The organism is Bacillus cereus G9842 (assembly GCF_000021305.1).
Lineage (GTDB): Bacteria > Bacillota > Bacilli > Bacillales > Bacillaceae_G > Bacillus_A > Bacillus_A thuringiensis_S.
In genome coordinates, this window is record NC_011772.1 from 2,220,474 (window position 1) to 2,246,605 (window position 26,132).

Below are 26,132 nucleotides of genomic sequence, written 5' to 3' on the forward strand. Positions count from 1 at the left end.
TTAAGTGAGAAAATGAAAAGGGGAATTGGTTATGCAACAAATTAAAAAAATAGGAAACTCATTTTGGTATATGACACCAGTTTCTGAAACGGATAGACCTATATTAGGAATGGTTGTTGGAAAAGAAAAAACTTTAATGATTGATGCAGGGAATTCAGAAGAACATGCACAATTATTTTTAGAAATGTTAAAAGAACAAAATGTATCGAATCCTGATTTTGTAGCACTAACGCATTGGCATTGGGATCATATTTTTGGATTATCTGTATTACGGAATGCATTAACTATTTCGCACGCTGAAACGAAAAAAGAAATGCAGGCAATAGTATCTTATGAATGGACAGATGAAGCGTTGGACGCACGCGTAAAAGAGGGTACTGAAATTGAATTTTGTGCGGATTGCATCAAGAAAGAGTTTGAAGAAAAAGCGAGAAATATTAACATTATTCCTCCAACCTTAACGTTCCAGGATCAAATGGAATTAGACCTTGGTGAAGTGACCTGCGTGTTAAAACATGTGGGCGGAGATCATGCACATGATTCTGTTGTTATGTACATAAAAGAAGAAAAGATATTGTTTTTAGGAGACTGTATATATGCAGATATTTTTTCTTCGAAGTGGAACTATACGACGAAAAGAACGTTTAAATTGATAGATGAATTAGAGAAATTTGATGCTGAGACATATATTCTTTCTCATGGGGAAGCGATAAATCGAGAGGAGTTTTTACAAGAGATTCGTATGTTAAAAACAGTAGGAACTTATACAGAAATTCATAAAGGCGATGAAGAGAAGATAAAGGCAGTGTATAAACAAGAACTAGATAGAGAATTAAATGAAGATGAGTTAGAAACAATAACGTATTTTGTCAATGGTTATGAAATGAATAATCAATAAGACACTACATTAATCCAATATAATTAAATTGCACAAAAAGAGTATTGAAATTTAATTCAATACTCTTTTCAATAGTTAAATATGTAGTTTCAACTAAATTCTAAATATAGGGGTTCATCGTCTGAAGTGATTTTATTCTATTTATTTTTCGTATAGATAGTGGTTCAAGTAGAAGCTTTCTTTGCTAATTCAGTAATATATTCAAAGAATACATCACGTTTTACATCATAAACGACATTTACAGGTCGTCCATTAGCAGTTTCCTCTGTACGTCCTTGGCTTGGTCCGTATGTATGAACGATACTATTAATCGTTTCAGTTTTTGCAAGGTTAGTGTTTCCGACAAGCGCGGTAGTTAGTACATCCCATAAATAGTAAGTAGAGTTCGTTGAGAAGTGAACGAGAGGGGGGACCATTGCATAGCATTGACCAAGGAAATCCATACCAATATACTTTCGTTCTTTTGCCCACTGTTCACGTATGTTTATAGTTAACGGAACTTGGTTTGTACTTTCTAGTGTCACTAAGTCGATTTTAATTTTTGCATCCCATACACGAGCCACTGCTTCAGGGTCCCAAAACGAATTCCACTCAGCTGTTCCATCATGCTCTGGTTCATGTACATTGCCTGCTGTAAGAAATGTACCACCCATCCAAACGAGACGTTCAATTTTATCTTCGATTATGGGAGCTTCATATAATGCACGAGCAAGGTCAGTTAGGGGCCCAGTAAATAATAAAGTTGTTTTTCCTTCCGTTTGTAGAAGCGTTTCTATTAAATGATGATGCGCGGGTTTTGCCACCACGGGTGTTACAACTTTTCCAGACTCATTTAAAATTGGTAGAGCATCTACATAAAATGCATGCATCCGCCAGTCTTTTGGAAACGGGTTTTGCCCGCGAGAGTTTGAAGCGGCTACTGCAATATTACCTTTGCCGAAGCGATCGATAATTTTACGACTGGCAGACATTGCGGGTTCTAAATAGCAGTCTGCTGGGATAACAGATACACCGGTAAGCTCAACGTTTTCCATTTGAAGTAATAAAAATAATGAAATTAAATCATCTACGCCGCCATCATGATTGAAGTACACTTTTTTCTTCATTGTAATCTCCATCCTATATGATTTAGTTAGAAATTAAATATGAATTGAGGAGAAGTCATCAATAATTTCCACCACTTCAATTTCTCCATTAATCAGTAGCTCAGGAAGTTCATTTCTAATATTTCCTTTCCAATACTCTCTAGCTTGTTCGATTTTTTGAGAAAAAGGAATACCATCTTCTTTTGGTAAAAGATTCCCGTCACCTTCAAAAGAACTTCCGATTACTTGTAGTTTAACAATCTGTAAAACTTCTCGATTGTAAGAATCAAATAATGCTTTCCATTTTAAAGCATCTTCATAGCTTTTTGCAGCGTATAAACAAGATAATCTGGAAGGATATTCAGGGAATTCTTGTAGTCTAACCATTTCTACAATTGTTTCTCTAGCTGCTCTAATTGTTTGATCCATATAACTCATGACTACTTTAGCATTTTCATTATTTATATGTAATTCGTTATTTTTATAGTGTTTATTTAAAATTTGTATGCCATCTTCACCATTAGCATTTAATTGTTCTCTTTCAAAAAAGAAGTGATATAGAGTATTGTGTTGATTTTTGTTAAAAGGAATGATTTGTCCGATATGCATTTTTTTCTTTGTTACGATATGATATACGAAAAATCCTTGTTCATTCATGGTTATCCTCCTAGTAATAATGTAATGCAATGTTAAATTTAGTAATTCAACATTGAAATATATAAAACCTTTATAAGTAAAAGTGAGAATTTGAGTTGAAAGTAAAGAAAATACATGAAAACGTTTTAAATTTGTTCACAAAATGTTCACTTACGAAGGGGGTTTCAATATCGATATAATGACAAAGACTCAAAGAGAAAGGATGATGAATTTTGCCAACAACAAGAAAAGAAAACCTCCAATTTGGTATGATGATGTGCCTTGGGATGGTTATCGTAATGACGTTTTACAATTTACTAATGAATGAAACAGGAGGACCAATTTATATTAAAGAGATTGCATTAGAACTATTAATTGGCTTTATTATTGCGCTATTAATTGAAATATGTATCGTTGGACCTTGTGCGAAAAAAATTGTATTCATGTTGCCATTTGATAAATCTAAGAAAATAAATATTATCGTTGCGATGGCGACAACTATGGTAATCGGAATGGTGTTCTTTATGTCATTTTTCGGTATGGCTATGATGCATTTACATGGTGGACTACAAGGAGCTTCATTTGTTTCAATTTATTTTTCGATTTTTATTAAAAATTTCATAATGGCATATCCATTACAATTAATTATTATGGGACCGCTTGTACGTTTCTTATTTGCAAAGTTTGTTATGAAAAAGAAATCTTTTAATGTAGCGTAATTCAAATTTATAAAATTTTATATATAAATAATAAAGATAAACACATCTCGCATTTTTGAGGTGTGTTTTTTGTTCATTCCAAGTTATTTTCATAGTGATGTGACATTTGTCCTTTTGCCATTATAGGATTATAGCTTTTAATTAAGTCAGAAATAAAAGATGAGGAGATGATTTTTTGAAAGGTATTATATTTGCTGTTTTTGCGGGGATATTTATAACACTTCAAGGAACCTTTAATGCGAAACTTAGTTCACATATCGGTATATGGTCGACGAGTATTATAACCCATTTAATTGGATTCCTTATTGCAACAACTGTATTTTTGTTAAAGAAAGAAGAGAAAGTAACAGATTTAAAGAGTGTGAAAAAAGTATATTTAGCAGCGGGTGCATTTGGTGGATTCATTATTTGTGCAGAAACGATGGCGATATATTCACTAGGAGTTACATTGACAGCTGGCACACTAATGGTTGCTCAATTGTTTACGGCAACAGTTATTGAAATGAAAGGACTGTTTCATATAAAAAAGATACAGATGGAGAGATATCATATTGTGGGAACAATAGTAATGATTATAGGTATTGTTGTATTTAATATGTAAATGAAAGGAGAAATGAATATGGAGGATAAATCAGGTTTAATTACGCATTATTTGAGAACCAATAAAACGCTCGAGATTTTTTTAGAAATAGATACAGTTTATTTTCAATTAAATTACTTTGAAAAAGGCGAGCTTATTTGCAATATAGATGACGAAATGGATCGTTTATATTTTGTTGTTAAAGGTAAAGTAAAAGTTTACACGATTACATCAGAAGGAAAGAAACTAATCCTTCGCTTTATCAATCCATTGGCCATTGTTGGTGATATTGAATTAATTCAAAATAGCAAAGCACATAATGTCGTTGAAGCTTGTTCAGATGTTATAGCTATCTCCATTTCTAATACGGTTATTAGAAACAAGTTATTACATGATCCTATATTTATGAAGTTCTTACTTGAAAACATTGCGAACACGTTAAAAATATCGACTCGTTTTACTGCTCTTAATTTACTTTATCCTGTAGAAGTACGTGTAGCTAGTTATTTACTTTCAATTTCAACAGATAGTAACGGGAATATGTACAAAGGGGATTTGGATACGACTTCGGTAACAAGTATTGCAGACTTTATAGGGGTAAGTTATAGGCACGTAATTCGGGTATTACAAAGATTTTATAATGATAAATTAATTGAAAAGAGTAATGGAGTTATTGTCATTAAAGATTTTTCTAGAATGAAGGAAGTCGCTAAAGATAATATATATGAGCAATGAAAGGGAGAGGAAGATTTTGATTGGATTTAGTTTAGCTATATTAGCAGGAATATTAATTAGCTTACAATCTGTTTTTAATGCAAAAGTAAATGAAAATGTAGGACAGTGGTTAACGACTACATGTGTCCTTGGAATAGGTCTCATTAGTTCTATTCTATTTTATATCATTACAGAAAACAGTATTAACATTAAAGTGTATACTACAAATTATTTGTTTTATGTAAGTGGACTGTTTGGCATCGGGTTAATTATTTGTATAATGGGTGCAATAAAGAGCTTAGGTCCAGCATATACGGTGCTAATTAGTCTTATTACTCAATTGGTCGTTGCGTTATGCATTGATACATTCGGATTATTTGGAATGGAGAGCATTCCATTACAAATAAATAAATTAGTTGGTATAGGTTTATTAATTGTGGGGGTAGGAATTTTTAAAAATCTATTTTTGAATAAGAAAGCTATTCATATAAGAAAGGGTAGGGTCTAAAGAATATAAAGGGAAAAAGTGTGAATGGTCAGAACTTATACATCTAGATAGTAATAAGTGAGCTATAGGGAGATAGGATAAATGAATCAGTTAATGTTGCAAGATGGTGTACACTATTTGAAAATCAATGGGATTATGCATTGGTGTAAAGTTGCAGGGACAGCTCATAATACAGTCCCTCTTATTATAGTACATGGTGGTCCAGGTGGTAATCATTATGTATTCGAAAGAACGCTTGGTTTGAAGTTAGAAGGAAATATGACTGTAGTTTATTACGAACAAAGAGGTTGCGGACGAAGTGAGGCACCAGAAGATGACGGTGAGTACTCAATCAATACTCTAGTCGAAGATTTAGAGGAATTAAGAAAGCAATTACATGTAGAGAAGATAAATTTGTTAGGATATTCTTTTGGTGGACAACTTTGTTTAGAGTATGCTTTGAAATATCCAAAAAATGTTGAACAAATGGTATTACAAGCACCATCGTTAGATGATTTTAATGATATGTATACTGTGCAGATAGAAGGTTTTCTACAAGTAACGAAAGGGGAAATGAAAGAACAAATATTGATAATAAGTAAGTCAGAAATTCCTTTAAAAGAAAGGTATAATCAAGTTTGGAGTATAGTTGATACAGAAAATTTAGATCGACTATTGTTTAAAAATGAAGAATTTGCAAAGCTAAATAGAAGGTTTTGGGAGGAAAGTAAGTTAAGTAATACAGGGAAGATGAGTAAAGTTATTTTTGGAACAAAATCATCTTTACCGCTTATTGAGCGTATTAAAGGTTTAGAAATTGATACGTGTGTCATAGTTGGAGCGCATGACTATAACACGGGTGTAGGAATGAGTTATAGAATAACGAGACAATTGAAAAATGGTAAACTTGTTATATTTGAAAATAGTGGACATTTCCCAGATATCGAGGAGACGGATAAAGTATGTGAAACGATTATTGAGTTTTTGGAATAAAAGGGGGATATTAAGGTCGAACCGAATTAATAGAGTTGAATTGGTTATTGGGATATTAAATCATGTAATATGCTAATTGTTTACTTGTAATTGAGGAAGAATCAATTAGTGTATTTGGAAAATAAGTAAAAAAGACCTCGTAAGGTGGAGGTCTTCTTGATTTATTATTTAATATTTTGAACTTATATGAACGGAAGTAGAAGAGTATGATAAGCACTTTCAGGGAACGAGAATATAACCGAAAATAAAATATTACTTAACATATATAACTAATGAATGCAATGTCTTTTTCAGTTATTAAGTTGTAAATCATTTTATGATAAAATCTTTTACATAATTTAATAAAGGGGTAGTATTCAATGGGTTATTTCTCAAATGGTTTATTAGTTTTGTTTGTGCTAATCGTATGCAGTTGTATATTTTTTGGTTGATAATATAATGAGAGTCTTATATAAAAGAAGTTATCTTAAGTGAGATAACTTCTTTTTATTTTATATTGAGAAGGAATTCTATCTTTCTTATTGAAGTTTGTTCTAGTTATTTTTACATCAATCAGATTTGTGTAAAGGGAATTTTATGAAATATAAACAAGTCAGAGAATAGGGAGTATTTACATGGAAAATAGTATACGCCACACAAGTGAACATCCTACAGATTTTAATGGATTATTATCCTTATACGAATCTTTAGGATGGAATTCTCTTAAATTAACGGTTAACGAGTTAGAACAAATGTGTAAGCAAAGTTGGTATGCAATTTATGTTTTTGATGATAAGAGGTTAGTAGGGATGGGGCGTGTCATATCAGATGGAGTCATAACAGGCATTATTTGTGGAGTTGGTGTATTGCCAAAATATCAGTCTAGTGGCATCGGAAAAGAAATAGTGAAACGATTAATCCAGCACTGTGAACAAAACAAGGTTATTCCACAACTTATGTGTGTAGAAAAATTGCAATCTTACTATGAATCTATAGGGTTTGAAGCATTCTCTATTGGGATGACAAAACATATTATAAGATAAAGGTGCTTTATCCCGCTATTTGCCGGGCAGTAAAACCCCAACGGATTAAAGTTTCACTTTATATTTTCAGTTTACTCGTACATATTTTCAAACTTCAGTATAAAGGAGAATGGCTGTATGGAGATTGCTAAAGGGATAGAAATGTTACAACTTGAATTTCAAGAATTTGTTATTCATCCAATTCTTTTATGGGATGATGAAATGGCAGTATTAATAGATACGGGTTTCCCAGGACAAATTGAAGATATACAAGTAGAGATGGAAAAGGTTGGGGTATCATTTGATAAGTTAAAAGTCGTGATTTTGACGCATCAGGATATTGATCATATAGGTAGTCTTCCGGAGTTGTTGCAGCGCTGTGGAAATAATATTAAGGTTTATGCGCACGAATTAGATAAGCCATATATTGAGGGGGATTTGCCTTTATTGAAGGAAGGAAATGTAGAGAACCGACCAAAAGGAAAAGTGAGTGATACTGTGATTGACGGGCAAGAACTTCCGTATTGCGGTGGAATACTAATTCTTCATACTCCAGGGCATACTCCGGGTCATATTAGTTTATATTTGAAACGAAGTAAAATTCTTATTGCAGGAGACTCTATGTATAGTGTGAATGGGATGTTAGGAGGAATTCACGCCCCAACAACTATAAATATTAAGGAAGCAAAGCAGTCTTTGAAGAAGTATTTAAATTTACATATTGAATCTGTAGTTTGTTACCATGGGGGATTAAGTAAGGAGAATATAAATGTTCAACTTCAAAATTTGTAAAGTTAAAATGGAGTTTTTTGTTAAGTGACATTGAAGTATAATCTGATTATTAGTATATAAATAAATTATAAAAGAGCATGTTTGAAAAAATTAAACATGCTCTTTTATTAAAGTAAATCAGTTTAATATGAATGACCTAACCCATTCCAATAAAAAGAAACGATTTCTTGTGCTAATTCATCTATATTTGCAAGAATAGGATTGTGATTCTCATCTTTAAAATTCCCAATTGATAATAAAGATACGAAAGCATGAGCCGCAAATGTAGCGTTTCCTTTCGGAATTTCTCCGATGTGCATCGCAGTATCGAGTGCTTTTTCTAGTACTTCATACATATTATCTTCAGCATTTTTTAATTCTTTCAATTGTTTTTCAGATAACGACAGTTTTGCATCTTTCATAAAATTTTTCATATCAATATCCATCGTTGCGTGTAAGTAAACTTTAGCGAAGTCTAATAATCTTTCTTCTAACGTTTTGTTTGTAGAGAGTATTTGAGACATATTTTCGCGTATACGTACCATCATTTCGGTCATAGTAGCGGTAAATAAATCGGCTTTTGTTGAATAGTAATAGTAGACAGTTGCTTTCGTAACACCACAAACTTTTGCGACCTCATCCATAGAAACGACTTGATAATTTTGTGTAAGAAATAAGCGGGTTGCCACTTCTAAAATGGTTTCTTTTGTAGATTTTGTATTTTTATTTTGACGCGGCCTTCCGAGAGGACGTTGTTTTTGTTCCAAATACATTCGCTCCTGACATTTATGATTGAGATAATTATAACATAATTTTCAATCATTCTTGATTAATTAACCGACCAGTATATATAATTAATAATGGAGGAAAAAAGGAAGGTGGGTTTTTATGAAAAAGCACCCGTTACATATGTTAGGGAGGCTTGTAGCAGGGAAAAATACGCAATGGATCACTTTATCGGTGTGGGTTCTTATTACATTATTACTTTCATTTACGTTACCACAAGTAAACAGTACGAAAGAACCGAATCCAAAAAATTTACCTGAAACAGCTATGTCACAGCAAGCGGAAGCGCTTATGAAAAAAGAGTTTCCGAATAATACAGGGAATCCATTGTTAGTAGTATGGTATAGAGATGGTGGATTACAGTCACAGGATTATAAACTCATACAAGACGTTTATAAAGAGTTAAAAGCTAGTCCTTTAAAAGAACAATCAACGTTACCGCCATTTGATACAATTCCAGAGCAAGTATTATCAAAAAGTGCATCAAAAGATGGTACATCATTTGTTACACCGGTATTCTTTAATAAATCTGCTGGTACGGATATATTAAAAGGAAATCTGGAAAAACTTGAAAAAATAGTGAATAGTAAGGTGGATGAAGATCCATTTAAACAAAAAATAAGTGAATCTGGTTTACATGTTCGATTATCTGGGCCTGTAGGTATTCAAACGGATGCAGTTAGTTTATTTAGTCAAGCAGATGTGAAATTGTTAGTGGCTACTGTATTATTAGTCTTGGTCCTATTAATTTTGCTTTACCGTTCGCCAATTTTAGCAATTTTACCTATACTTGTTGTTGGCTTTGCATACGGTATCATTAGTCCTACACTCGGTTTTTTAGCTGATCACGGATGGATTAAAGTAGATGCCCAAGCAATATCAATTATGACAGTATTATTGTTTGGTGCTGGAACGGACTATTGTCTATTTTTAATTTCAAGATATAGAGAGTACTTGTTAGAAGAAGAAAGTAAATATAAAGCATTACAACTTGCGATTAAAGCTTCTGGCGGTGCAATAATAATGAGTGCGTTAACTGTTGTACTTGGATTAGGAACATTACTACTTGCTCATTATGGTGCCTTTCATCGATTTGCAGTACCATTTAGTGTTGCTGTATTTATAATGGGAATCGCGGCTTTAACCATTTTACCAGCACTATTATTAATTTTCGGTAGGATTGCATTTTTCCCGTTTATACCGAGAACAACTTCAATGAATGAGGAGTTTGCAAGAAAGAAAAAGAGGGCTGTAAAAGTTGAAAAATCAAAAGGCTCCTTTAGTAAAAAACTTGGAGATGTAGTAGTACGAAGACCGTGGACAATAATTATGCTAACTGTGTTTGTATTAGGTGGATTGGCTTCGTTCGTACCACGTATTCAATACACATATGACTTATTAGAATCGTTTCCAAAGGATATGCCTTCTCGTGAAGGGTTTACGTTAATTAGTGATCATTTCTCAGCTGGTGAACTAGCACCAGTAAAAGTGGTTGTTGATACGAAAGGAAAAGAGCTTCCTATTAAACAAGAACTAGAGAAATTTTCTTTCGTAAATACAGTGAAAGAGCCAAAAGAGGGAAAAGAAAATAAGCAAATACAAATGTATGAAGTTTCTTTAGCGGAAAATCCATACTCAATTGAAGCGTTAAATCAAATTCCTAAATTGAAAAGTAATGTAGAAAAAGTATTAAAAGATGCTGGGATTCGTAATACTGAAGATCAATTGTGGATTGGTGGAGAAACAGCTTCATTATATGATACAAAGCAAATTACTGAACGTGATGAATCAGTAATTATTCCAGTAATGATTAGCATTATCGCTTTACTATTACTTGTCTACTTACGATCGGTTGTTGCGATGATTTATTTAATTGTAACTGTCGTTTTATCATTCTTCTCAGCGTTAGGAGCAGGATGGATATTGCTTCATTACGGTATGGGAGCGCCGGCCATTCAAGGTGCGATACCGTTGTACGCATTCGTATTTTTAGTTGCTTTAGGTGAAGATTATAATATCTTTATGGTTTCAGAAATATGGAAAAACAGAAAGACACAAAATCACTTGGATGCAGTAAAAAATGGTGTAATACAAACAGGTAGTGTTATTACATCGGCAGGTTTAATTTTAGCAGGAACTTTTGCAGTGTTAGGTACACTTCCAATTCAAGTATTAGTTCAATTTGGTATTGTAACTGCAATTGGCGTATTACTAGATACGTTTATCGTAAGACCGTTACTTGTACCCGCAATTACAGTTGTGTTAGGCCGATTTGCTTTTTGGCCAGGTAAACTTTCAAGAAAGAGTGAAGAAATACAAAAGGTGGATGCATAGTTGAAAAAGCCAAGGATATTTTCCTTGGCTTTTTCAATGTAGTTAATTAATTTTTTGAAGTCAAATCATCAGCTGAAGCGTGATCAGCATCTTCAATTGTTGTTTCGGGCATTCCGTATAAGCCGTTCATTGCTTGTTCTTCGATAGTAAGGTTTGCAGTATTATTATTTTGAATAGATGTAGTGTTTTCAGTAACATTTTCTTTTTTATTCATATTTTTGTTATTCATGTATGTATCCTCCAAATTTCATTTGATTTATCTATAGTATGTGGATGGATTTCCAGAAATATGTGAATTGATTCTTACATATGTTATATAATTAAATAAATAATTAGGGTGAAATGTACACTGTTAGGAGTGAACAATTATGGTGAAAGCAAGGGAATTAGCCTTCTAAAATAAAAAGAAAATTTTAGGAGGCTATTAGAATGAAGTTCCATGTAATTGATAGAGAAGATTGGAATAGAGAGCAGTATTTTGAGCATTATTTAAAGTTGAAATGTACATTTAGTATGACTGTGAATGTTGATATCACGATGTTATTAGAGGAAGTATATCAAAAGGGAATAAAATTTTATCCCGTTTTTATATATTTAATTTCTAGAGTAGTAAATAATCATAAAAAATTTCGAACATGTTTTAACGATGAAGGAGTTTTAGGCTATTGGGAGGAAATGATACCGAATTATACAATCTTTCATAAAGATGATAAGTCTTTTTCAAGTATATGGACGGATTATTCAAGTGATTTCCGCACTTTCTATAAAAATTATGAAGACGATATGAGATGCTATGCTAATGTTCATGGTCTTTTCACGAAAGAAAATATTCCGCCTAATGTATTTCCGATTTCTAGCATACCTTGGACTAGTTTTACTGGATTTAATCTTAATATTAATAATGATGAAAAATTTCTATTGCCAATTATAACTTGTGGGAAATATTTTAACGAAGGAAATAAGGTTATGCTACCAGTTTCATTGCAAGTACATCATTCGGTTTGTGATGGATATGATGCGAGTCAATTTATAGAAGATTTACAGCAGTTAAGTAATACTTGCAACGAGTGGCTTAAGTAATATCTAATTTTTAATTATATAAAGTGAAACTTTAATCAGTGGGGGGGTTCAGCCCTCACCAATCGGGCGTTCACGGGCAGCAGGGCCCCACCTAACTTCTTTGCTTTTGCTGAATTTTGAGGTGGGGGTCTTACTGTCCGGCAAATAGCGGGATAAAATTGAAAATGAATAAAAGAAGAGAACATGTTGATATTACATGGTCTCTTCTTTTATTCATTAATACTAAGTAATTGTGGAAAATATAGGGTGATTTGTAGTTTAATAGTAAAGAGAGTGATTAGTATTAATTTTCTTTGTTTTTAAAAATTTAAGGATATAAATGTTTTAATAGGGGGGAATAAAGTGAAATTCTTAAGCATTGAAAAAGATGAAATCTTAATTGGGAATATGGCAAAATTGTATTGTAAAGTATTTGAGAAAACAAATTTCAATGAAATGATCGAGCGAATGAATAGGCATATAGAATATACAGGTTTTAAAGGTATAGTAGCAATAAATGATGAAAATGAAGTAGTTGGCTTTACTTATGGTTATCGCTCAATGGAGGGACAGTACTATAATCAATTAATGAGAGAAGCGTTACATCTAGAGCAAGTAGACGAATGGTTACAAGATTGTTTTGAATTTGTAGAGTTAGCAGTTCACCCACAATACCAAAATGAAGGTCTTGGAACGAAATTACATAATAAATTACTAGAAGGGCTTTCAAATAGAACAAGTGTTTTAACAACACAAATAAACAATGAAAAAGCACGTTCGTTATATGAAAGATTAGATTGGGTAAATGTATTAGAGCCATTTCATCCAAGTAAAAATGATGTTCCATATATAATAATGGGAAAAGCATTAAAAATAAAAGTGAATTGATAATTATGGAATTCACAATAGTTGTTGGTTTGTAATAATGAAAGGGAAAACAACAATGCTATCTATAGAAAAAGCTACAATTTTAGATGCTGAGAAATTAACAGAAATAATGAAAAGAACATTTGATGCAGAAGCAAAACAATGGCTATACGGCCAAGATAATGTCATTGATTATAACATTCAACCGCCAGGATATTCTTCAGTTGAAATGATGGAATATTCCATTGAAGAATTGGATTCTTTCAAAGTTGTCATGGATAAAGAAATAATCGGAGGGATAATAGTTACGATTTCTGGTAAGTCGTACGGTCGAATTGATCGTATTTTTGTAGATCCTGTTTATCAAGGAAAAGGAATTGGATCACATGTTATGAAATTAATAGAAAAGGAATATCCGAACATAAAGATTTGGGATCTCGAAACATCTAGTAGACAAATTAACAATCATCACTTTTATAAAAAGATAGGTTACCAAATGATTTTTGAATCGGAAGATGAGTATTGTTACGTGAAAAGAATAAAAACAAGCTCAAACAAAGAGAGTGTAGTTACAAATAAAGATATGAAAAATAGTCAATACGAAAACTGTAATTTAGCAAATACAGAGTATTATCAAGTGAATTTAAAAAACAGTTCATTTGTTGGTAGCAATATAATGAATACGAATATGAGTAATTGTAATGTAAGTCAATCAAAGTTTAGAAATATAAATTTTAGAAGGTCATCATATGCAGATTTAAATCTTTCTGGCAGTAAATTTAATTTGGTGACTTTAGGTGGAGTACAATTTAAAAATACAAGTCTCGGAGATGAGAAGGAACCTATTGTATTCGATAAATGTGATTTGGAAGGTAGCACCATAAGTAATAGTAATCTGAAAAATATTGAAATAGAAAATTGTGATATAGTCGGCATGAAACTAAATGGTATTCTGATTGAAAATTTGCTTAATTTATATAACAAGGTGAAAAGTTAACCATATCCATATAGTTGTTAATCTTTTAGGAAAATAAGTATTATATCGAAATAATTATGTGAAAATGACATAAAGAAATACGAGTGAGAAGGTCATTCATACACGTTTCTAGAATACACACAAACAAATATATTGTTATTTATATGGAGGAGAGAAAGATGGGGATCAACGTTAGAGCAGTAGAAATAAAAGATGCTAGAGCAATTCATCGTATATGTATACAAGATGAAGTTTTACCGTATATGGTTTTCTTACCTAGCATGCGTGTAGACGCTATGGAAAATAGAATTCGAAATTTAGCACCAAATCAATTTGAATTTGTTGCAGAATATGATGGAGAAATTGTTGGGTTTGTAGGTTTAACACAAAGTCCGGGACGAAGATCTCATTCAGGCGATTTATTCATTGGGGTCGATAGTGAATATCATAATAAAGGAATTGGGAAAGTACTTCTTACGAAGATGCTTGATCTGGCTGATAATTGGTTAATGTTAGAGAGAGTAGAACTAGGTGTGTTAGAAACGAATCCAAAAGCAAAAGCTTTATATGAAAAATTTGGATTTGTAGAAGAGGGAGTAAAGATAGGGAATTTGAAAGCTCAAGGAAAGTTTATTAATGAAATTATGATGAGTCGTTTTAGACCGGATGGTTTAATTGTACATAATTAATAGTTAAAAGCATGACAGTATACTGTCATGCTTTTTTATTAGAATTTGGCTGTAATAAAAATAATACTAAACCAATAAAAATAACGGTAATTCCTAGTCCTTGTTGTAAAGAAATGGTCTCATGTAATATAAAGTACGCTAGTATACAAGTTCCAATTGTTTCTCCTAAAATGCTCATGGAAATTAAAGTAGCACTCATCCATTTTAATAACCAATTAAAAATGGTTTGTCCTAAAATTGTAGCAATGAAAGCTAATCCAATAAAGCACAACCAAGTTTGTGTAGAATAATGGATGAAAGATTCTTGTTGCGTGAAAGCAAATATGCCAAGAAAGCCAGCACTACTTCCATAACTAATTACCGAATATGGTATAAGTGCCAAATCTTTACGAACGTGTTGGCTAATGAAAAAATAAGCAGTAATGATACCGGCAGCGATAAATGCTAAAATATCTCCATATAAAGCTGCTCCACTAATTTGGAAATCTTGCCAGCCAATAACGATACTACCTGAAATAGCGATGAGGCAACCAATAACCGCTCCTTTCGTAAATCTCTCCTTAAATAAAAAATAAACACCAATCATTGAGAACAAAGGTTGCAGCGTTACGATAACTGTAGAGCTTGCTACAGAAGTATATTGTAATGATTCAAACCAAAGTACATAATGTGCAGCTAAAAATAGCCCAGATATGGATCCGAATCCCCATTGTTTTTTCGTTAAAGTTTTTAGCTCATTTCGACTATTTTTATTAAATAGTAATAACGGTAACAGAATCAGTGTGGCAAAGAATAATCGGTAAAAAGCAATGATTGTAGCAGGAGCATCTGCCAATTTTACAAAAATTGCAGAAGTTGATAAGGCGAATACACCAAAAAATAAGATGCAATATGAAAGAATAGGTGATTTCAAAGTTTGTCCCTCCGATAGAATGTTTATTATAATAAACTTAATACGATATAATGTACAAAAGTAAGTATATAAGTCCCAGAGATGATAGGGAAGGATTATTTGCCTTTGTTTAGTATGTCAGCACAAAGACAAAGAAACATGCATTATGATGGACGAAAGGAATTTTTACTATGATACATGATAGGCTTGGACAAACGGTATTAAGTTACCGTAAGAAAAATAACATGACAATTCGTGAATTCGCTGATTATGCAGGGATTAGTACATCGTTAATTAGCCAAATTGAAAGAGGGCATGCTAATCCTTCTTTAAATGTTTTGGAATTAATTGCAAAAGCATTAAATGTACCGCTGTTTACACTTTTTATTAACGAAATTGATACAGATTCGCTCATTTCTAAGAAAAAAGATCGAAAAAAAGTATATCGGGAAAACAATAATCACATTGTATATGATGTATTAACACCTGATTTTATGAAAGCACGTATTGAAATGCTAATGATGGATTTAAATAAACAAGCAAACACAACAGAAAGCCATTATTCCCATGAAGATAAGGAAGAGATTGCTGTTGTTATGAAAGGGGAAGTGTATGTGGAATTGGAGGGAAAAGAATATTTTTTAGAAGAAGGCGATGTTGTACGTATTCCACCGAATGTGAAGCATCGATTTTTGAATAAAAGTGATGAATCGAATCACATTTTATTTGTACTGACACCATCTTTAGGGTGAAAATATAGTGATTTTTATCCTGCATTAACGGGCAGTAAGACCTCCCTCAAAATTCAGCGAAAGTAAAGAAGTTAGGTGGGGGATTAACTGCCCATAAATGCCCGATTGGTAAGGGCTGATTAAAGTTTCACTTTATTAGGGGAGATAGAAAATGGAAAACAAAAGTATTTTAAAAGGCGGCCTTTCAATTATTTCTCAATGCAAAAAAGAAACAAATGATATTTGGCATGCGCATTTTGGAGCAGCTGCAATTGCTAGTTATTTTTTTATGAAAGATAATAATATTAATGAAGAAACAGCTCGTAATATGTATTCGCAAACAAGGATGATGCTGAACAAGAAAAAAATTGGTGAGATGATTGATGATAAAAAAGAAATAGATTTTCAAATTGCGGAGAATATGATTATAAAATCTTTAGAACAAACGATTGATGAACTTCATTGGGTGGGGCATAACGTCATTTATGCGTCATTAAGTTTATTGGCTATGAAAGAGCTACAAAAATGGGGCGATAATCAAGCAATTGAAGGGATTACTACTCTTATTTTATCATTTCGAAAAACAATTCCAGGTAGATCGTGGATTGGTTATACGACGAAAGAAGTAAAACAATTAAGTTTTGAAGATGAGATAAAAAGTGAATTGAGTAATCCAACACAAGTATCTCAGTTCATTTTAAATGAGTTATCGAAATTTAATAGTATTTATCGAGCGGAATCGCATCATGATTTAATTGGGCATTTGCTTACTTACTCCCACGCAATTAATATAATGTACGATTTAGGGCATATAGATATATTTCAACGAGGGATACGCCCGCTTTTAAAACTAGTATACGTACTACGAGCTAGCCAAAAGCTCAAGCTGAATACGGGAATAACTTTACACTCACCTATAGATCGATTACCTTTAATTCAATCTAAACGTGCAAATATTTTACCAACTGAAAATATATTTTGGATAAAAGACTATAGTGAATTCGATTGGGATTTTGGTCATGTATTTAAATTCTCATATAGTTATTTTAATCATATAAAGAGAGCTCCAGATTATAAAGATATAACATTAGAAAAATTCCGGTATGTTATTAATTCTTAATGAACGTCAATAATCTGTAAGAGGGAGCTTAATCTAGTTTCTTTTTTGTTAGTAGTATATTATTTTTTCAAATTTGTAAGATTTTACATGCGTATTTTACTTTTACTAATTATGTAAGTAGGCTATACTGAAATACATACATTTTATTTTTGGAGAGATGTAAAACGACATGGAACTAGCGAAATTAGAAAAAGTAATTGAAATAAAAAAAGAAGAACTTTTATATTTAGTATCGGATTATGGAATTCAACATGAAAAAGTATTGGCATTGAGTCAAGAACTAGACAAATTAATCAATTACTTTATGTTTTTAAAATAAAGAGAACTATGACGTGGTTTGTATATGTTATAGTTCTTTTTTATTAGGTAATTTGAAAATATATTCAAATATATTGTCTAATTTCTTACAGAATGCGCAACTTGCTAGTCGAATATAAGGACTTTTGGTTATAATAAAAAGGAATTATTAATTGTATCGGTTAGGAGCGCAGCACATATGAAAACAGTTGTTGTTATCGGTGGAGGTATAACGGGACTTTCTACTATGTTTTATTTAGAAAAATTAAAAAAGGATTATAATATCGATTTAAATTTAATTCTTATTGAGAAAGAAGAGTATTTAGGTGGTAAAATCCATAGTGTGGAAGAAAAGGATTTCATTATGGAGTCAGGAGCGGATTCAATCGTTGCTCGTAATGAATATGTTATGCCACTTGTAAAAGATTTAAATTTAGAAGATGAAATGGTATATAATGAAACGGGTATTTCTTACATATATTCTGAAAACATGTTACATCCGATTCCTTCTGATACTATATTTGGGATACCGATGAGCGCCCAGTCTTTGTTTAGCAGTACGCTAGTCTCAACGAAAGGGAAAATCGTAGCTTTAAAAGATTTCATAACGAAAAATAAAGAGTTTACGAAAGATACATCACTTGCTCTATTTTTAGAAAGTTTCTTAGGGAAAGAGTTAGTGGAAAGACAAATTGCTCCTGTACTTTCAGGCGTATATTCTGGTAAATTGAATGAGCTTACAATGGCATCTACATTACCGTATTTACTGGATTATAAAAATAAGTATGGAAGTATTATTAAAGGTTTTGAAGAGAATAAAAAACAATTTCAATCAGCAGGAAATAAAAAATTCGTATCATTTAAAGGTGGACTATCTACGATAATTAATCGCTTAGAAGAAGTGCTTACTGAAACTGTCGTAAAAAAAGGTGCTATAACGACGGCTGTAAGTAAACAAGAAGATCGATATGAGATTTCTTTTGTAAATCATGAAACAATACAAGCTGATTATGTTGTTTTAGCAGCTCCGCATGATATAGCACAAACTTTATTACAGTCTAATGAGTTAAATGAGCAGTTTAATACATTTAAAAACTCATCTCTTATAAGTATTTACTTAGGATTTGACATACTAGATGAACAACTACCAGCTGACGGCACAGGGTTTATTGTAACGGAAAACAGTGATTTACATTGTGATGCTTGTACATGGACAAGTCGAAAGTGGAAACATACATCCGGTAAACAAAAATTATTGGTAAGAATGTTTTATAAGAGCACCAATCCGGTATATGAAACAATCAAAAATTATAGTGAAGAAGAATTAGTACGAGTAGCTTTATATGATATTGAAAAGAGTCTCGGAATTAAAGGTGAACCAGAAGTAGTCGAAGTTACAAATTGGAAAGATTTAATGCCGAAATATCATTTAGAACATAATCAAGCGGTTCAAGCATTGCAAGAAAAAATGACGAATCTTTATCCAAATATATATTTAGCTGGTGCCTCATATTATGGTGTCGGAATTGGTGCGTGTATTGGAAATGGAAAGAATATAGCCAATGAAATAATGGCTACATTAAATGAATAATACTGTAGAATAAATAAAAACTGTTCCTTCAGCAAAATGGAGGAACAGTTTTTATTTATTTTATTTGAATGGAAATTGTATTGTTTTTTACATTGTTTTCTTTTATTGTTAATGTTATTTCTCCAGACTCTTTAAATGAATACGGTGATAGTTGATAAATATCTTTTATATCATGTTTTTCTTGTAACTTATTTATCGGTATTGATACGATATTTGGCTCCCATGTTTCTTGTTTTCCTGAAGGATATTCTATAAGTATTACCGGATTTTTTAACTGCCTTGTTTTCCAAGAGACGAAATATAGTTGAACTTCTGTATCTTTTTTTAATAATTCTTCGGAGAAATAACCGAATTCGCCTACATTACCGAAAATAGTGTAGTTTTGATTTTTAAATTTAATATCTAAATAACTAGGTTGAAATGTTACTACATGATAAGTTCCATATGAAAGTGAGAGTATGGCAGCGATTAAAATACCGATTGAAAATGTCTTAAAGCTATTGCCTTTAAAGCTAGTCATCATGAATGAGTTTGGTGTGAATTTTTTTGCGAATAAAAAAATAAGTAATATGAGTAAGAGGGATAAGCCGATGAATATATACATAGGAAATTTACACCTCCACAATAAAATAATATATTAACTATATTTTACCATAAATGTATGGAGTAGGTTGGTTGTTTAGAAGGAGAAAATGAAGAAACAATTTCTTTACAGTTCTTGATAATTTAAAATTCGATTTATGGAAATTATAGCGTCATGTTTGAGGTGCAATCAGAAGGTATCTAATTCGTGTATATAGAATTAAGAGAGAATGTGCCATTAGAAATGTTTGATTTATGGAACAATAAGGACTTTACTAATTATACATATTTTTTCTGATATAATGAATGAGTAGAGAGAAAGGAGTGATCCTATGGCATTTCCTATATTAGAAACAGAACGCTTACGTTTAGTTGAAATAGAACAATCTTATTGTCAAAAAATATATGAAATCTTTTCATTGGATGAAGTGACGTGTTACTACGGTATGAATTCTTTTACGGAGTTTGGACAAGCTTCACGTATGATCGAATCTTTTTCAAAAAATTACTTTGAGAAAAAGGCAATACGATGGGGAATTGTGTTAAAAGAAACGAACGTTTTAATAGGAACAATTGGACTAAACAATTTACAATTATGGAGTAAACGATCTGAGATTGGATATGATCTGCATCCTCGCTATTGGGGAAATGGTTATGCTTCAGAAGCAGCTGGAGAAATTATTGATTATGGATTTAAAGATTTAGGTTTGTTTAGAATTGGAGCTATTACATATCCTGAAAATGTTACTTCTTGTAGAATGTTATCTAAAATTGGCTTCCAAAAGGAAGGGCTATTGCGCGGATATATTCATCAAGGAAATAAGCAACACGATGCATTATTGTATTCTATAGTGCGAACTGATGTTGAGGACATAAATTTATAATAAAAAAACCTCTTAATTAAAAGAGGTTTTTTTTATTATAAATTAACCTAATTTAGGTAATAAACGTTCTCCGCTTTTCATGCTACTTTTACATAAAGGGCATTTAGGCTCTTCTTCAAATGAAAAGTTCTTTCTCATCCATCCTAAACAATCCTCTGATTCACATTCCCAAACAGGGGTTTGTTCTGGTGGTACTTCTGCTACATCGTTCTTTCGATTGCGATACATGTAACCACTCCTTTTATGTAAAAAATTTTAGTTATATATTAAAAAGGTTGTTAACCTTGCTGGTAACAACCTTTTTATTGTTTGAATTATAGCTTTACAACGTTTTTAGCTTGAGGTCCGCGGTTACCTTCTTCAACTTCGAAGCTAACTTCTTGACCTTCGTCAAGAGACTTGAAGCCGTCGCCAGTGATAGCTGAGAAGTGAACGAATACGTCGTTACCGTCTGCAACTTCGATGAAACCGAAACCTTTTTCGCTGTTAAACCATTTTACTTTACCTGTTAATGTCATGGTAATGCCTCCTAAAAGTAGAAAAATTACAATATGATCGGCCTTATTTGAATGAAAATAAAATTTCACATATTATCAAAAACCCATAAGGAGTACAAACTGTCCCTGATTGATACTTGATAATATGCAAAGAAAATATAGTGTTAAATTGACCTTAATTACTATCTTACAACAAATGGTGGGAAATAGCAAGTGCTGGTAATACCACTGAGTAATCTGGGTGATAATAGTAAAGGCACAAAGGCACCTCTTTTATTTATATATTATTCCTAATTTGGATTTATTCCAAACAAAAATCATTTATATGAAAAAATAAGTTTAAATAAAAGGCTAAATATTATTTTAATATTGCTGATGAGTACCATAATTAGGAGGATAGAATATTGCAAAATAAACAATTTAAAATAATTGAAGCAGCAAAAGAAGGAAGAAGAAAAGTTCATCCTGTTTTTGCTGTCATACTCGCGATTATATTTTTAACTTTAGGTGAATTATTTATGTTGTTTATGCTGATTTTACCGAAAGCAGAAACAACTTTTATGAAGGCGATTTATAGCGACATTGAGATGATATTAACGTTTGGCGGCGCAATATTTTTTGTGTTTTTATGGATTAGATTTGTAGAGAAAAGATCATTTTCATCCATTGGTTTTTGGAGAAATCAATGGATAAGAAAATATTTGAGAGGTACATTAATAGGATTTGTTTTCATTTCAATACCAGTAATTTTACTCCTATTAGCAGGAGTTGTAACATTACAAATACAAAAAATTACAGTAACCGCTATATTGGGTATTGTAGGTTCTTTAGTTGCATTTTTAATACAAGGGGCAACGGAAGAAATTATTGTACGAGGTTGGTTATTCTCGGTTCTTTCTGTTAGAAGTCGTATATGGGTTGGGATTGTTGTGACATCTTTCTTATTTGGTTTTCTTCATTTACTTAATCCAGGTATTACAATTCTTTCAATATCGAATATAATATTAGTTGGTGTATTTGCAGCTTTTTACGTTTTAAAAGACAGTAGTCTGTGGGGGATTTGCGCATGGCATTCCATTTGGAATTGGGCACAATATAACGTCTACGGTTTTGCAGTTAGCGGGATGACCATATATTCAACTCCGCTATTTAAACCTGCAACAAATGGCCCCGAATTCCTTCATGGAGGCACGTTCGGAATTGAAGGTAGTATCATTACAACAATCATGCTCACTGTCGCTTCAATTGTTTTATGGAGAAAGTTATGGGGAAGAAAAGCGAAACAACGAAATTTTAGTTAATGAAAGAGGGAGAAACTATGGGGATAATAGCATTTGAGGGAGCAAGCGCTGTTGGTAAAAGTACCACGTGCCGTGAATTAGAAAAGAATTATGGTGCTTATATAATACCTGAAGTCAATTCTTTATTTGAAAGGCCAAAAAATGAACATAGAACATGGTATTTTGAAAAACAAGTTGAGCGCTGGAATATAGCTGTTCAGAAGTCAGAGCAATATGAATTAGTAATACTCGATGGCGATATATATCAGCCACTTAGTTATAATTGGTGTTTTCATTTTGATCTATTTAATCAGCCATTATCTTTAATAGAAAATTTTTATAAAGAAAAGATGATAAATAGGGAAATTGGTTTTCCGGATCAATATTTTTATTTATATACGAACGATGAAGAACTTAGAAAGCGGAAAGTATCTGATGAAACGAAAAGAAGGAGAAACTTTGAAAAACATTTACATATATCAAAATCGTTTCAGTGTTATTATGAAAATTTAAATTCTGTTACAGATGGGTATTGTAAATTAATTGAGGCGAAAAGTGTAAAATCGAATGAAATAGAAATTGTAAAGAATTTAAACAGTTTAAATGTTTGTGAAGAAAGACGTTTTGATGTTTCGAGGTTAGATGCTATTACGAAGTGGTTAAAAGAAAATCGTGCATAAAGTAAAAACAACGAGTGTTATTTATCGCGCTCGTTGTTTTTTGTTTCTTTATAAATATAAAGGGAAAATTTGTAGAATATTTTCAATATTTAACAGAATAATCTTTCAATTTTAAAGAAAAAGAAATACAATATGAGGAAGTATATATAAATAATATGATAGGGGATGGGATGCGATATTTTGAATGAAGGAACAGTTTTTATATAAGAAGTAATTAGGTAGTAAGAACAGAGATATTTGGGAGGAAACAAGCGCGATGAAAACACTATTTAAAATAATAGGTATTCTAGCTGGTATGGCGGTAATTGGAGTAGGTTTAACATATGGTATGCTGTATTATTTAAATAATAGTAAACCAGCTGCGAAAAAGGCATCACCAGCTGCTCCAGCAGTAGAAGTATTAGCTGATAGTAATGTAAAAGCAGAAGATGCAAAGCTTTTAGAAAATGGCAATTATTCATTGCCGAATAGTGGTTTTAATAAAAATTTTAAATGGACAGATGAGAACATACAGACAGCATTACATGAAATGGCACATCAAAAAGCGAAAGCTGATCAAAAGTGGGGCTATATTTTTATTACACAAGAGCGGATTGAAAGCTTAATTGATATTGTAAAGAGTAATGATCTTGTACAGGGAAGTACATATGTAGAAATTTTAGAACGATGGAAACAAGGAAAATATGAAAAAGTTGATGCAGATCACAATAAGATTTGGAAATTACAAAGCGGGAATTTAGGAGAAGGAAAAGGAGTAATGTCGGAAGCTGAGCAAAAAGAATTAATTAATCAAGTGTTTATGAACAAAGGTACATATTCAGGTAGTAAATTAATTGCAGGCGGGGGACAGACTAATAAATAGTATACTAATTAATGAAAAAGAGTAATTGCTTATTAGGCAATTACTCTTTTTATATGTACGTCTTAATATTTTAGTCTCGTTCAAGTAAGGAAAGAAACGACTGTAATACCGGGGAAATCCATCTGGATTTATGATAGATTACATGACTTTGAATAATGGTTGGAGTTTCGATAGGCTGAAAACATAGTTGTTCTTTTTGGCAACTTTCTTGTACAACGATATAAGGAAGAATTGAAATGCCTAATTCACACATAACGGATTGTTTAATGACTTCAACATTGGAAGTTTCAAATGTTTTAGCTGGAATATTTCCACTTTGACGTAAAAAACGATCTACCATTGGCCTATAGCCGCAGCTTTGTTCTGTAAAAATGAACTGGGTGTCCTGTAATAACTGGAATGGATTTGCGTGTGCAGCGGAATAAGCTGGTAAAATCCATCCAAATGTTTCATTACTAAAAGTACGCGTAATAAAATCATTATGTTCTATACTTTCTCCAATTATGAAGACAACGTCTGTTTCTCCTTCACGTAATTTTTGTAATGCTTGTTCATTTGTGTTTGTTTCAAGTACGATATTTACTTTCGGATTTTTCTGTTTGTAAGTACGTAATAATTGTGGTAATCGGTATACCGCTAATGATTCATTAGATGTAATACTTAATGTACCTTCTAAATAATCTGTATTTTGGGGGATTTCTTGCGCTTTTTCATATATTGCAAGTAATTCTAATGCATAAGGATGAAATTGATGACCTGCTTTTGTAAGTAGCACTTTTTTCCCTAACCGATCGAAAAGAGGAATATGTAAATCGTTCTCTAAAGCTTTCATATGTGCTGTAACAGTAGATTGCGCATAACCTAGCGCATGAGCAGCTTTAGAAAAATTACCATACTTCACAATGGCGCAAAATGTTTTAACATGTCTCATTTCCATAAGCGATCCCTCTTTTATTATCATGATTTGTGAATGATTATATCATGTATTTTAATTTTCCAAATGATTAAATTCCGTATAAAATAAAATTGTGGAAATATTCATTCAAGTGATATTGGAGGAGAAAAGATGATCAAAAAGGGCTATCATGTAGCTGTTGTTGGGGCTACAGGTGCGGTAGGGCAAAAAATTATTGAACTGTTAGAGAATGAAATGAAGTTTAATATAGTTGAAGTTACATTGCTTTCATCAAAACGATCCGCCGGTAAGAAAGTAAGATTCAAAGGACGAGAGATAATTATACAAGAGGCAAAAACAACTAGCTTTGAAGGTGTAGATATTGCCTTTTTTAGTGCTGGGGGAGAAGTATCTAGACAATTTGTAACTCATGCAGTTTCTAGTGGTGCGATTGTAATTGATAACACAAGTGAGTACCGAATGGCACAAGGTGTACCGCTCGTTGTTCCGGAAGTGAATGCGCATACTTTAGAGCGGCATAAAGGTATTATTGCAGTTCCAAATTGTTCAGCATTACAGATGGTAACTGCACTTCAGCCGATTCGAAAATCATTCGGTTTAGAAAGAATTATCGTTTCAACATATCAAGCTGTATCGGGTTCTGGCATTCATGCGATTCATGAATTACAAGAGCAGGCTAAGTCTATGCTTGCTGGTAAAGAAGTGAAAAGTGATATATTACCGGCGAAAAAAGATAAAAAACATTATCCAATAGCGTTTAATGTACTGCCTCAAGTAGATATATTTACAGACAATGATTTTACTTTTGAAGAAGTAAAGATGATTCAAGAAACGAAGAAAATATTAGAAGATGAAAACTTGAAAATGGCAGCTACTTGTGTACGTGTTCCAGTCGTATCAGGGCATTCAGAATCGGTTTATATAGAACTGGAAAAAGAAGCAACCGTTGCGGAAATTAAGGAAGTATTAATGGATGCACCAGGTGTTATTTTGCAGGATAACCCTAGTGAACAGCTGTATCCAATGCCATTATATGCAGAAGGGAAAATAGATACATTTGTCGGAAGAATACGTAAAGATCCTGATACGCCAAACGGATTCCACCTCTGGATTGTTTCCGATAATTTATTGAAAGGTGCGGCTTGGAATTCAGTTCAAATCGCAGAGACTTTAGTGGAAAAGGGGATACTTTAATATAGTTTGAA

Annotated in this window: 31 protein-coding genes; 22 read left to right on the forward strand and 9 right to left on the reverse strand. The window is 32.3% G+C overall.

Going from position 1 to position 26,132, the window contains the following annotated elements:
* The first annotated feature begins 31 nt into the window (after positions 1-31).
* Entirely contained in the window at positions 32-898 is an 867-nt protein-coding gene (locus BCG9842_RS11170; RefSeq protein ID WP_001184095.1) for an MBL fold metallo-hydrolase, read from the forward strand.
* Positions 899-1,062: 164 nt separating this feature from the next.
* Here the strand turns inward: BCG9842_RS11170 and BCG9842_RS11175 are convergent, their stop codons facing one another.
* Complete coding sequence (locus BCG9842_RS11175) at positions 1,063-2,016, reverse strand: nucleoside hydrolase (protein WP_140153288.1); 954 nt, start codon at positions 2,014-2,016, stop codon at positions 1,063-1,065.
* 21 nt (positions 2,017-2,037) lie between these two features.
* Positions 2,038-2,640 (reverse strand): DUF2441 domain-containing protein, encoded by a 603-nt coding sequence (locus tag BCG9842_RS11180; protein ID WP_001005235.1) that lies wholly within the window; start codon positions 2,638-2,640, stop codon positions 2,038-2,040.
* A 212-nt stretch (positions 2,641-2,852) separates the two neighbouring features.
* Between BCG9842_RS11180 and BCG9842_RS11185 the strand changes: the two genes are divergently transcribed.
* The 7 genes from BCG9842_RS11185 (at position 2,853) to BCG9842_RS11215 (ending at position 7,905) form a co-directional block, all read left to right on the forward strand.
* Entirely contained in the window at positions 2,853-3,338 is a 486-nt protein-coding gene (locus tag BCG9842_RS11185) for a hypothetical protein (protein WP_001143403.1), read from the forward strand.
* Between the two features lie 175 nt (positions 3,339-3,513).
* Positions 3,514-3,939 carry a DMT family transporter gene (locus BCG9842_RS11190; RefSeq protein WP_000676019.1) on the forward strand — a complete coding sequence of 142 codons (426 nt, stop codon included), beginning with the start codon at positions 3,514-3,516 and terminating at the stop codon, positions 3,937-3,939.
* An 18-nt stretch (positions 3,940-3,957) separates the two neighbouring features.
* Positions 3,958-4,653 (forward strand): Crp/Fnr family transcriptional regulator, encoded by a 696-nt coding sequence (locus BCG9842_RS11195; protein WP_000389682.1) that lies wholly within the window; start codon positions 3,958-3,960, stop codon positions 4,651-4,653.
* 16 nt (positions 4,654-4,669) lie between these two features.
* The gene (locus BCG9842_RS11200) at positions 4,670-5,140 is read left to right on the forward strand and encodes a DMT family transporter (RefSeq protein ID WP_000579007.1); all 471 of its coding nucleotides are present in this window, start codon (positions 4,670-4,672) and stop codon (positions 5,138-5,140) included.
* A gap of 81 nt (positions 5,141-5,221) precedes the next feature.
* Positions 5,222-6,112 carry an alpha/beta fold hydrolase gene (locus BCG9842_RS11205; RefSeq protein WP_001072686.1) on the forward strand — a complete coding sequence of 297 codons (891 nt, stop codon included), beginning with the start codon at positions 5,222-5,224 and terminating at the stop codon, positions 6,110-6,112.
* 614 nt (positions 6,113-6,726) lie between these two features.
* A complete protein-coding gene (locus BCG9842_RS11210) occupies positions 6,727-7,134 on the forward strand; it encodes a GNAT family N-acetyltransferase (RefSeq protein ID WP_000431724.1) in 408 nt (135 codons plus the stop codon).
* Between the two features lie 117 nt (positions 7,135-7,251).
* Complete coding sequence (locus BCG9842_RS11215; protein ID WP_000401471.1) at positions 7,252-7,905, forward strand: MBL fold metallo-hydrolase; 654 nt, start codon at positions 7,252-7,254, stop codon at positions 7,903-7,905.
* Positions 7,906-8,027: 122 nt separating this feature from the next.
* On the opposite strand, the gene BCG9842_RS11220 is transcribed toward BCG9842_RS11215, so the two are convergent.
* Positions 8,028-8,651 (reverse strand): TetR/AcrR family transcriptional regulator, encoded by a 624-nt coding sequence (locus tag BCG9842_RS11220; RefSeq protein WP_000436036.1) that lies wholly within the window; start codon positions 8,649-8,651, stop codon positions 8,028-8,030.
* Positions 8,652-8,772: 121 nt separating this feature from the next.
* On the opposite strand from BCG9842_RS11220, the gene BCG9842_RS11225 reads away from it, so the two are divergent.
* Positions 8,773-11,004: an MMPL family transporter gene (locus tag BCG9842_RS11225; RefSeq protein ID WP_000716584.1), complete on the forward strand. Its 2,232-nt coding sequence runs from the start codon at positions 8,773-8,775 to the stop codon at positions 11,002-11,004.
* Positions 11,005-11,050: 46 nt separating this feature from the next.
* Here BCG9842_RS11225 and BCG9842_RS11230 read toward each other — a convergent pair whose 3' ends face one another.
* On the reverse strand, positions 11,051-11,233 hold the full coding sequence (locus tag BCG9842_RS11230; RefSeq protein WP_001060661.1) for a DUF4021 domain-containing protein: 183 nt from the start codon (positions 11,231-11,233) through the stop codon (positions 11,051-11,053).
* Positions 11,234-11,433: 200 nt separating this feature from the next.
* Between BCG9842_RS11230 and catA the strand changes: the two genes are divergently transcribed.
* The 4 genes from catA to BCG9842_RS11250 all read left to right on the forward strand — a co-directional run bounded on the left by catA (position 11,434) and on the right by BCG9842_RS11250 (position 14,595).
* The gene (gene catA, locus BCG9842_RS11235) at positions 11,434-12,084 is read left to right on the forward strand and encodes a type A chloramphenicol O-acetyltransferase (RefSeq protein WP_000668530.1); all 651 of its coding nucleotides are present in this window, start codon (positions 11,434-11,436) and stop codon (positions 12,082-12,084) included.
* Positions 12,085-12,426: 342 nt separating this feature from the next.
* Entirely contained in the window at positions 12,427-12,951 is a 525-nt protein-coding gene (locus tag BCG9842_RS11240; protein WP_000670761.1) for a GNAT family N-acetyltransferase, read from the forward strand.
* 37 nt (positions 12,952-12,988) lie between these two features.
* Positions 12,989-13,927, forward strand: a complete 939-nt coding sequence (locus BCG9842_RS11245) for a GNAT family N-acetyltransferase (RefSeq protein ID WP_003309472.1) — start codon at positions 12,989-12,991, stop codon at positions 13,925-13,927.
* Between the two features lie 158 nt (positions 13,928-14,085).
* Complete coding sequence (locus tag BCG9842_RS11250) at positions 14,086-14,595, forward strand: GNAT family N-acetyltransferase (RefSeq protein WP_000512614.1); 510 nt, start codon at positions 14,086-14,088, stop codon at positions 14,593-14,595.
* Positions 14,596-14,620: 25 nt separating this feature from the next.
* Here the strand turns inward: BCG9842_RS11250 and BCG9842_RS11255 are convergent, their stop codons facing one another.
* The gene (locus BCG9842_RS11255; RefSeq protein WP_000841798.1) at positions 14,621-15,508 is read right to left on the reverse strand and encodes a DMT family transporter; all 888 of its coding nucleotides are present in this window, start codon (positions 15,506-15,508) and stop codon (positions 14,621-14,623) included.
* A gap of 170 nt (positions 15,509-15,678) precedes the next feature.
* Here BCG9842_RS11255 and BCG9842_RS11260 point away from each other — a divergent pair, with 170 nt between their 5' ends.
* The 4 genes from BCG9842_RS11260 (at position 15,679) to BCG9842_RS11275 (ending at position 19,226) form a co-directional block, all read left to right on the forward strand.
* On the forward strand, positions 15,679-16,239 hold the full coding sequence (locus BCG9842_RS11260) for a helix-turn-helix domain-containing protein (protein WP_000581034.1): 561 nt from the start codon (positions 15,679-15,681) through the stop codon (positions 16,237-16,239).
* 151 nt (positions 16,240-16,390) lie between these two features.
* Positions 16,391-17,338: a hypothetical protein gene (locus BCG9842_RS11265; protein WP_000428903.1), complete on the forward strand. Its 948-nt coding sequence runs from the start codon at positions 16,391-16,393 to the stop codon at positions 17,336-17,338.
* Positions 17,339-17,507: 169 nt separating this feature from the next.
* The gene (locus tag BCG9842_RS11270) at positions 17,508-17,657 is read left to right on the forward strand and encodes an aspartyl-phosphate phosphatase Spo0E family protein (RefSeq protein WP_000417698.1); all 150 of its coding nucleotides are present in this window, start codon (positions 17,508-17,510) and stop codon (positions 17,655-17,657) included.
* A 177-nt stretch (positions 17,658-17,834) separates the two neighbouring features.
* Positions 17,835-19,226, forward strand: a complete 1,392-nt coding sequence (locus BCG9842_RS11275) for a protoporphyrinogen oxidase (protein ID WP_000860361.1) — start codon at positions 17,835-17,837, stop codon at positions 19,224-19,226.
* 55 nt (positions 19,227-19,281) lie between these two features.
* Here BCG9842_RS11275 and BCG9842_RS11280 read toward each other — a convergent pair whose 3' ends face one another.
* A complete protein-coding gene (locus BCG9842_RS11280) occupies positions 19,282-19,830 on the reverse strand; it encodes a hypothetical protein (RefSeq protein ID WP_000275242.1) in 549 nt (182 codons plus the stop codon).
* Between the two features lie 310 nt (positions 19,831-20,140).
* On the opposite strand from BCG9842_RS11280, the gene BCG9842_RS11285 reads away from it, so the two are divergent.
* Entirely contained in the window at positions 20,141-20,692 is a 552-nt protein-coding gene (locus BCG9842_RS11285; protein WP_000885387.1) for a GNAT family N-acetyltransferase, read from the forward strand.
* A 42-nt stretch (positions 20,693-20,734) separates the two neighbouring features.
* Here the strand turns inward: BCG9842_RS11285 and BCG9842_RS11290 are convergent, their stop codons facing one another.
* Both BCG9842_RS11290 and cspD read right to left on the reverse strand, forming a co-directional pair.
* Complete coding sequence (locus tag BCG9842_RS11290) at positions 20,735-20,920, reverse strand: cold-shock protein (protein ID WP_000286203.1); 186 nt, start codon at positions 20,918-20,920, stop codon at positions 20,735-20,737.
* 86 nt (positions 20,921-21,006) lie between these two features.
* On the reverse strand, positions 21,007-21,210 hold the full coding sequence (gene cspD / locus BCG9842_RS11295; protein WP_000176366.1) for a cold-shock protein CspD: 204 nt from the start codon (positions 21,208-21,210) through the stop codon (positions 21,007-21,009).
* Between the two features lie 383 nt (positions 21,211-21,593).
* Here cspD and BCG9842_RS11300 point away from each other — a divergent pair, with 383 nt between their 5' ends.
* The 3 genes from BCG9842_RS11300 (at position 21,594) to BCG9842_RS11310 (ending at position 24,011) form a co-directional block, all read left to right on the forward strand.
* Positions 21,594-22,490 (forward strand): CPBP family intramembrane glutamic endopeptidase, encoded by an 897-nt coding sequence (locus BCG9842_RS11300; protein WP_001180192.1) that lies wholly within the window; start codon positions 21,594-21,596, stop codon positions 22,488-22,490.
* Positions 22,490-23,149 (forward strand): AAA family ATPase, encoded by a 660-nt coding sequence (locus BCG9842_RS11305; RefSeq protein WP_003309476.1) that lies wholly within the window; start codon positions 22,490-22,492, stop codon positions 23,147-23,149. Before BCG9842_RS11300 ends, BCG9842_RS11305 begins: the two co-directional genes overlap by 1 nt.
* A gap of 256 nt (positions 23,150-23,405) precedes the next feature.
* Positions 23,406-24,011 carry a PRK06770 family protein gene (locus BCG9842_RS11310; protein WP_000853597.1) on the forward strand — a complete coding sequence of 202 codons (606 nt, stop codon included), beginning with the start codon at positions 23,406-23,408 and terminating at the stop codon, positions 24,009-24,011.
* A gap of 70 nt (positions 24,012-24,081) precedes the next feature.
* Here the strand turns inward: BCG9842_RS11310 and BCG9842_RS11315 are convergent, their stop codons facing one another.
* A complete protein-coding gene (locus BCG9842_RS11315) occupies positions 24,082-24,948 on the reverse strand; it encodes a LysR family transcriptional regulator (protein WP_000425889.1) in 867 nt (288 codons plus the stop codon).
* Positions 24,949-25,077: 129 nt separating this feature from the next.
* Here BCG9842_RS11315 and BCG9842_RS11320 point away from each other — a divergent pair, with 129 nt between their 5' ends.
* On the forward strand, positions 25,078-26,121 hold the full coding sequence (locus BCG9842_RS11320; RefSeq protein ID WP_000591706.1) for an aspartate-semialdehyde dehydrogenase: 1,044 nt from the start codon (positions 25,078-25,080) through the stop codon (positions 26,119-26,121).
* Positions 26,122-26,132 lie beyond the last annotated feature (11 nt).

Bases quoted from the DNA above. Each gene is read 5' to 3' on its own strand.
- BCG9842_RS11285 (WP_000885387.1), top strand. From the start codon at position 20,141: ATGGCATTTCCTATATTAGAAACAGAACGCTTACGTTTAGTTGAAATA.
- BCG9842_RS11265 (WP_000428903.1), top strand. From the start codon at position 16,391: ATGGAAAACAAAAGTATTTTAAAAGGCGGCCTTTCAATTATTTCTCAA.
- BCG9842_RS11210 (WP_000431724.1), top strand. From the start codon at position 6,727: ATGGAAAATAGTATACGCCACACAAGTGAACATCCTACAGATTTTAAT.
- BCG9842_RS11175 (WP_140153288.1), bottom strand. From the start codon at position 2,016: ATGGAGATTACAATGAAGAAAAAAGTGTACTTCAATCATGATGGCGGC.
- BCG9842_RS11205 (WP_001072686.1), top strand. From the start codon at position 5,222: ATGAATCAGTTAATGTTGCAAGATGGTGTACACTATTTGAAAATCAAT.
- BCG9842_RS11260 (WP_000581034.1), top strand. From the start codon at position 15,679: ATGATACATGATAGGCTTGGACAAACGGTATTAAGTTACCGTAAGAAA.
- BCG9842_RS11305 (WP_003309476.1), top strand. From the start codon at position 22,490: ATGAAAGAGGGAGAAACTATGGGGATAATAGCATTTGAGGGAGCAAGC.
- BCG9842_RS11230 (WP_001060661.1), bottom strand. From the start codon at position 11,233: ATGAATAACAAAAATATGAATAAAAAAGAAAATGTTACTGAAAACACT.
- BCG9842_RS11320 (WP_000591706.1), top strand. From the start codon at position 25,078: ATGATCAAAAAGGGCTATCATGTAGCTGTTGTTGGGGCTACAGGTGCG.
- BCG9842_RS11245 (WP_003309472.1), top strand. From the start codon at position 12,989: ATGAAAGGGAAAACAACAATGCTATCTATAGAAAAAGCTACAATTTTA.
- BCG9842_RS11195 (WP_000389682.1), top strand. From the start codon at position 3,958: ATGGAGGATAAATCAGGTTTAATTACGCATTATTTGAGAACCAATAAA.
- BCG9842_RS11250 (WP_000512614.1), top strand. From the start codon at position 14,086: ATGGGGATCAACGTTAGAGCAGTAGAAATAAAAGATGCTAGAGCAATT.
- cspD (WP_000176366.1), bottom strand. From the start codon at position 21,210: ATGACATTAACAGGTAAAGTAAAATGGTTTAACAGCGAAAAAGGTTTC.
- catA (WP_000668530.1), top strand. From the start codon at position 11,434: ATGAAGTTCCATGTAATTGATAGAGAAGATTGGAATAGAGAGCAGTAT.
- BCG9842_RS11180 (WP_001005235.1), bottom strand. From the start codon at position 2,640: ATGAATGAACAAGGATTTTTCGTATATCATATCGTAACAAAGAAAAAA.
- BCG9842_RS11315 (WP_000425889.1), bottom strand. From the start codon at position 24,948: ATGGAAATGAGACATGTTAAAACATTTTGCGCCATTGTGAAGTATGGT.
- BCG9842_RS11225 (WP_000716584.1), top strand. From the start codon at position 8,773: ATGAAAAAGCACCCGTTACATATGTTAGGGAGGCTTGTAGCAGGGAAA.
- BCG9842_RS11275 (WP_000860361.1), top strand. From the start codon at position 17,835: ATGAAAACAGTTGTTGTTATCGGTGGAGGTATAACGGGACTTTCTACT.
- BCG9842_RS11310 (WP_000853597.1), top strand. From the start codon at position 23,406: ATGAAAACACTATTTAAAATAATAGGTATTCTAGCTGGTATGGCGGTA.
- BCG9842_RS11215 (WP_000401471.1), top strand. From the start codon at position 7,252: ATGGAGATTGCTAAAGGGATAGAAATGTTACAACTTGAATTTCAAGAA.
- BCG9842_RS11290 (WP_000286203.1), bottom strand. From the start codon at position 20,920: ATGTATCGCAATCGAAAGAACGATGTAGCAGAAGTACCACCAGAACAA.
- BCG9842_RS11170 (WP_001184095.1), top strand. From the start codon at position 32: ATGCAACAAATTAAAAAAATAGGAAACTCATTTTGGTATATGACACCA.
- BCG9842_RS11270 (WP_000417698.1), top strand. From the start codon at position 17,508: ATGGAACTAGCGAAATTAGAAAAAGTAATTGAAATAAAAAAAGAAGAA.
- BCG9842_RS11280 (WP_000275242.1), bottom strand. From the start codon at position 19,830: ATGTATATATTCATCGGCTTATCCCTCTTACTCATATTACTTATTTTT.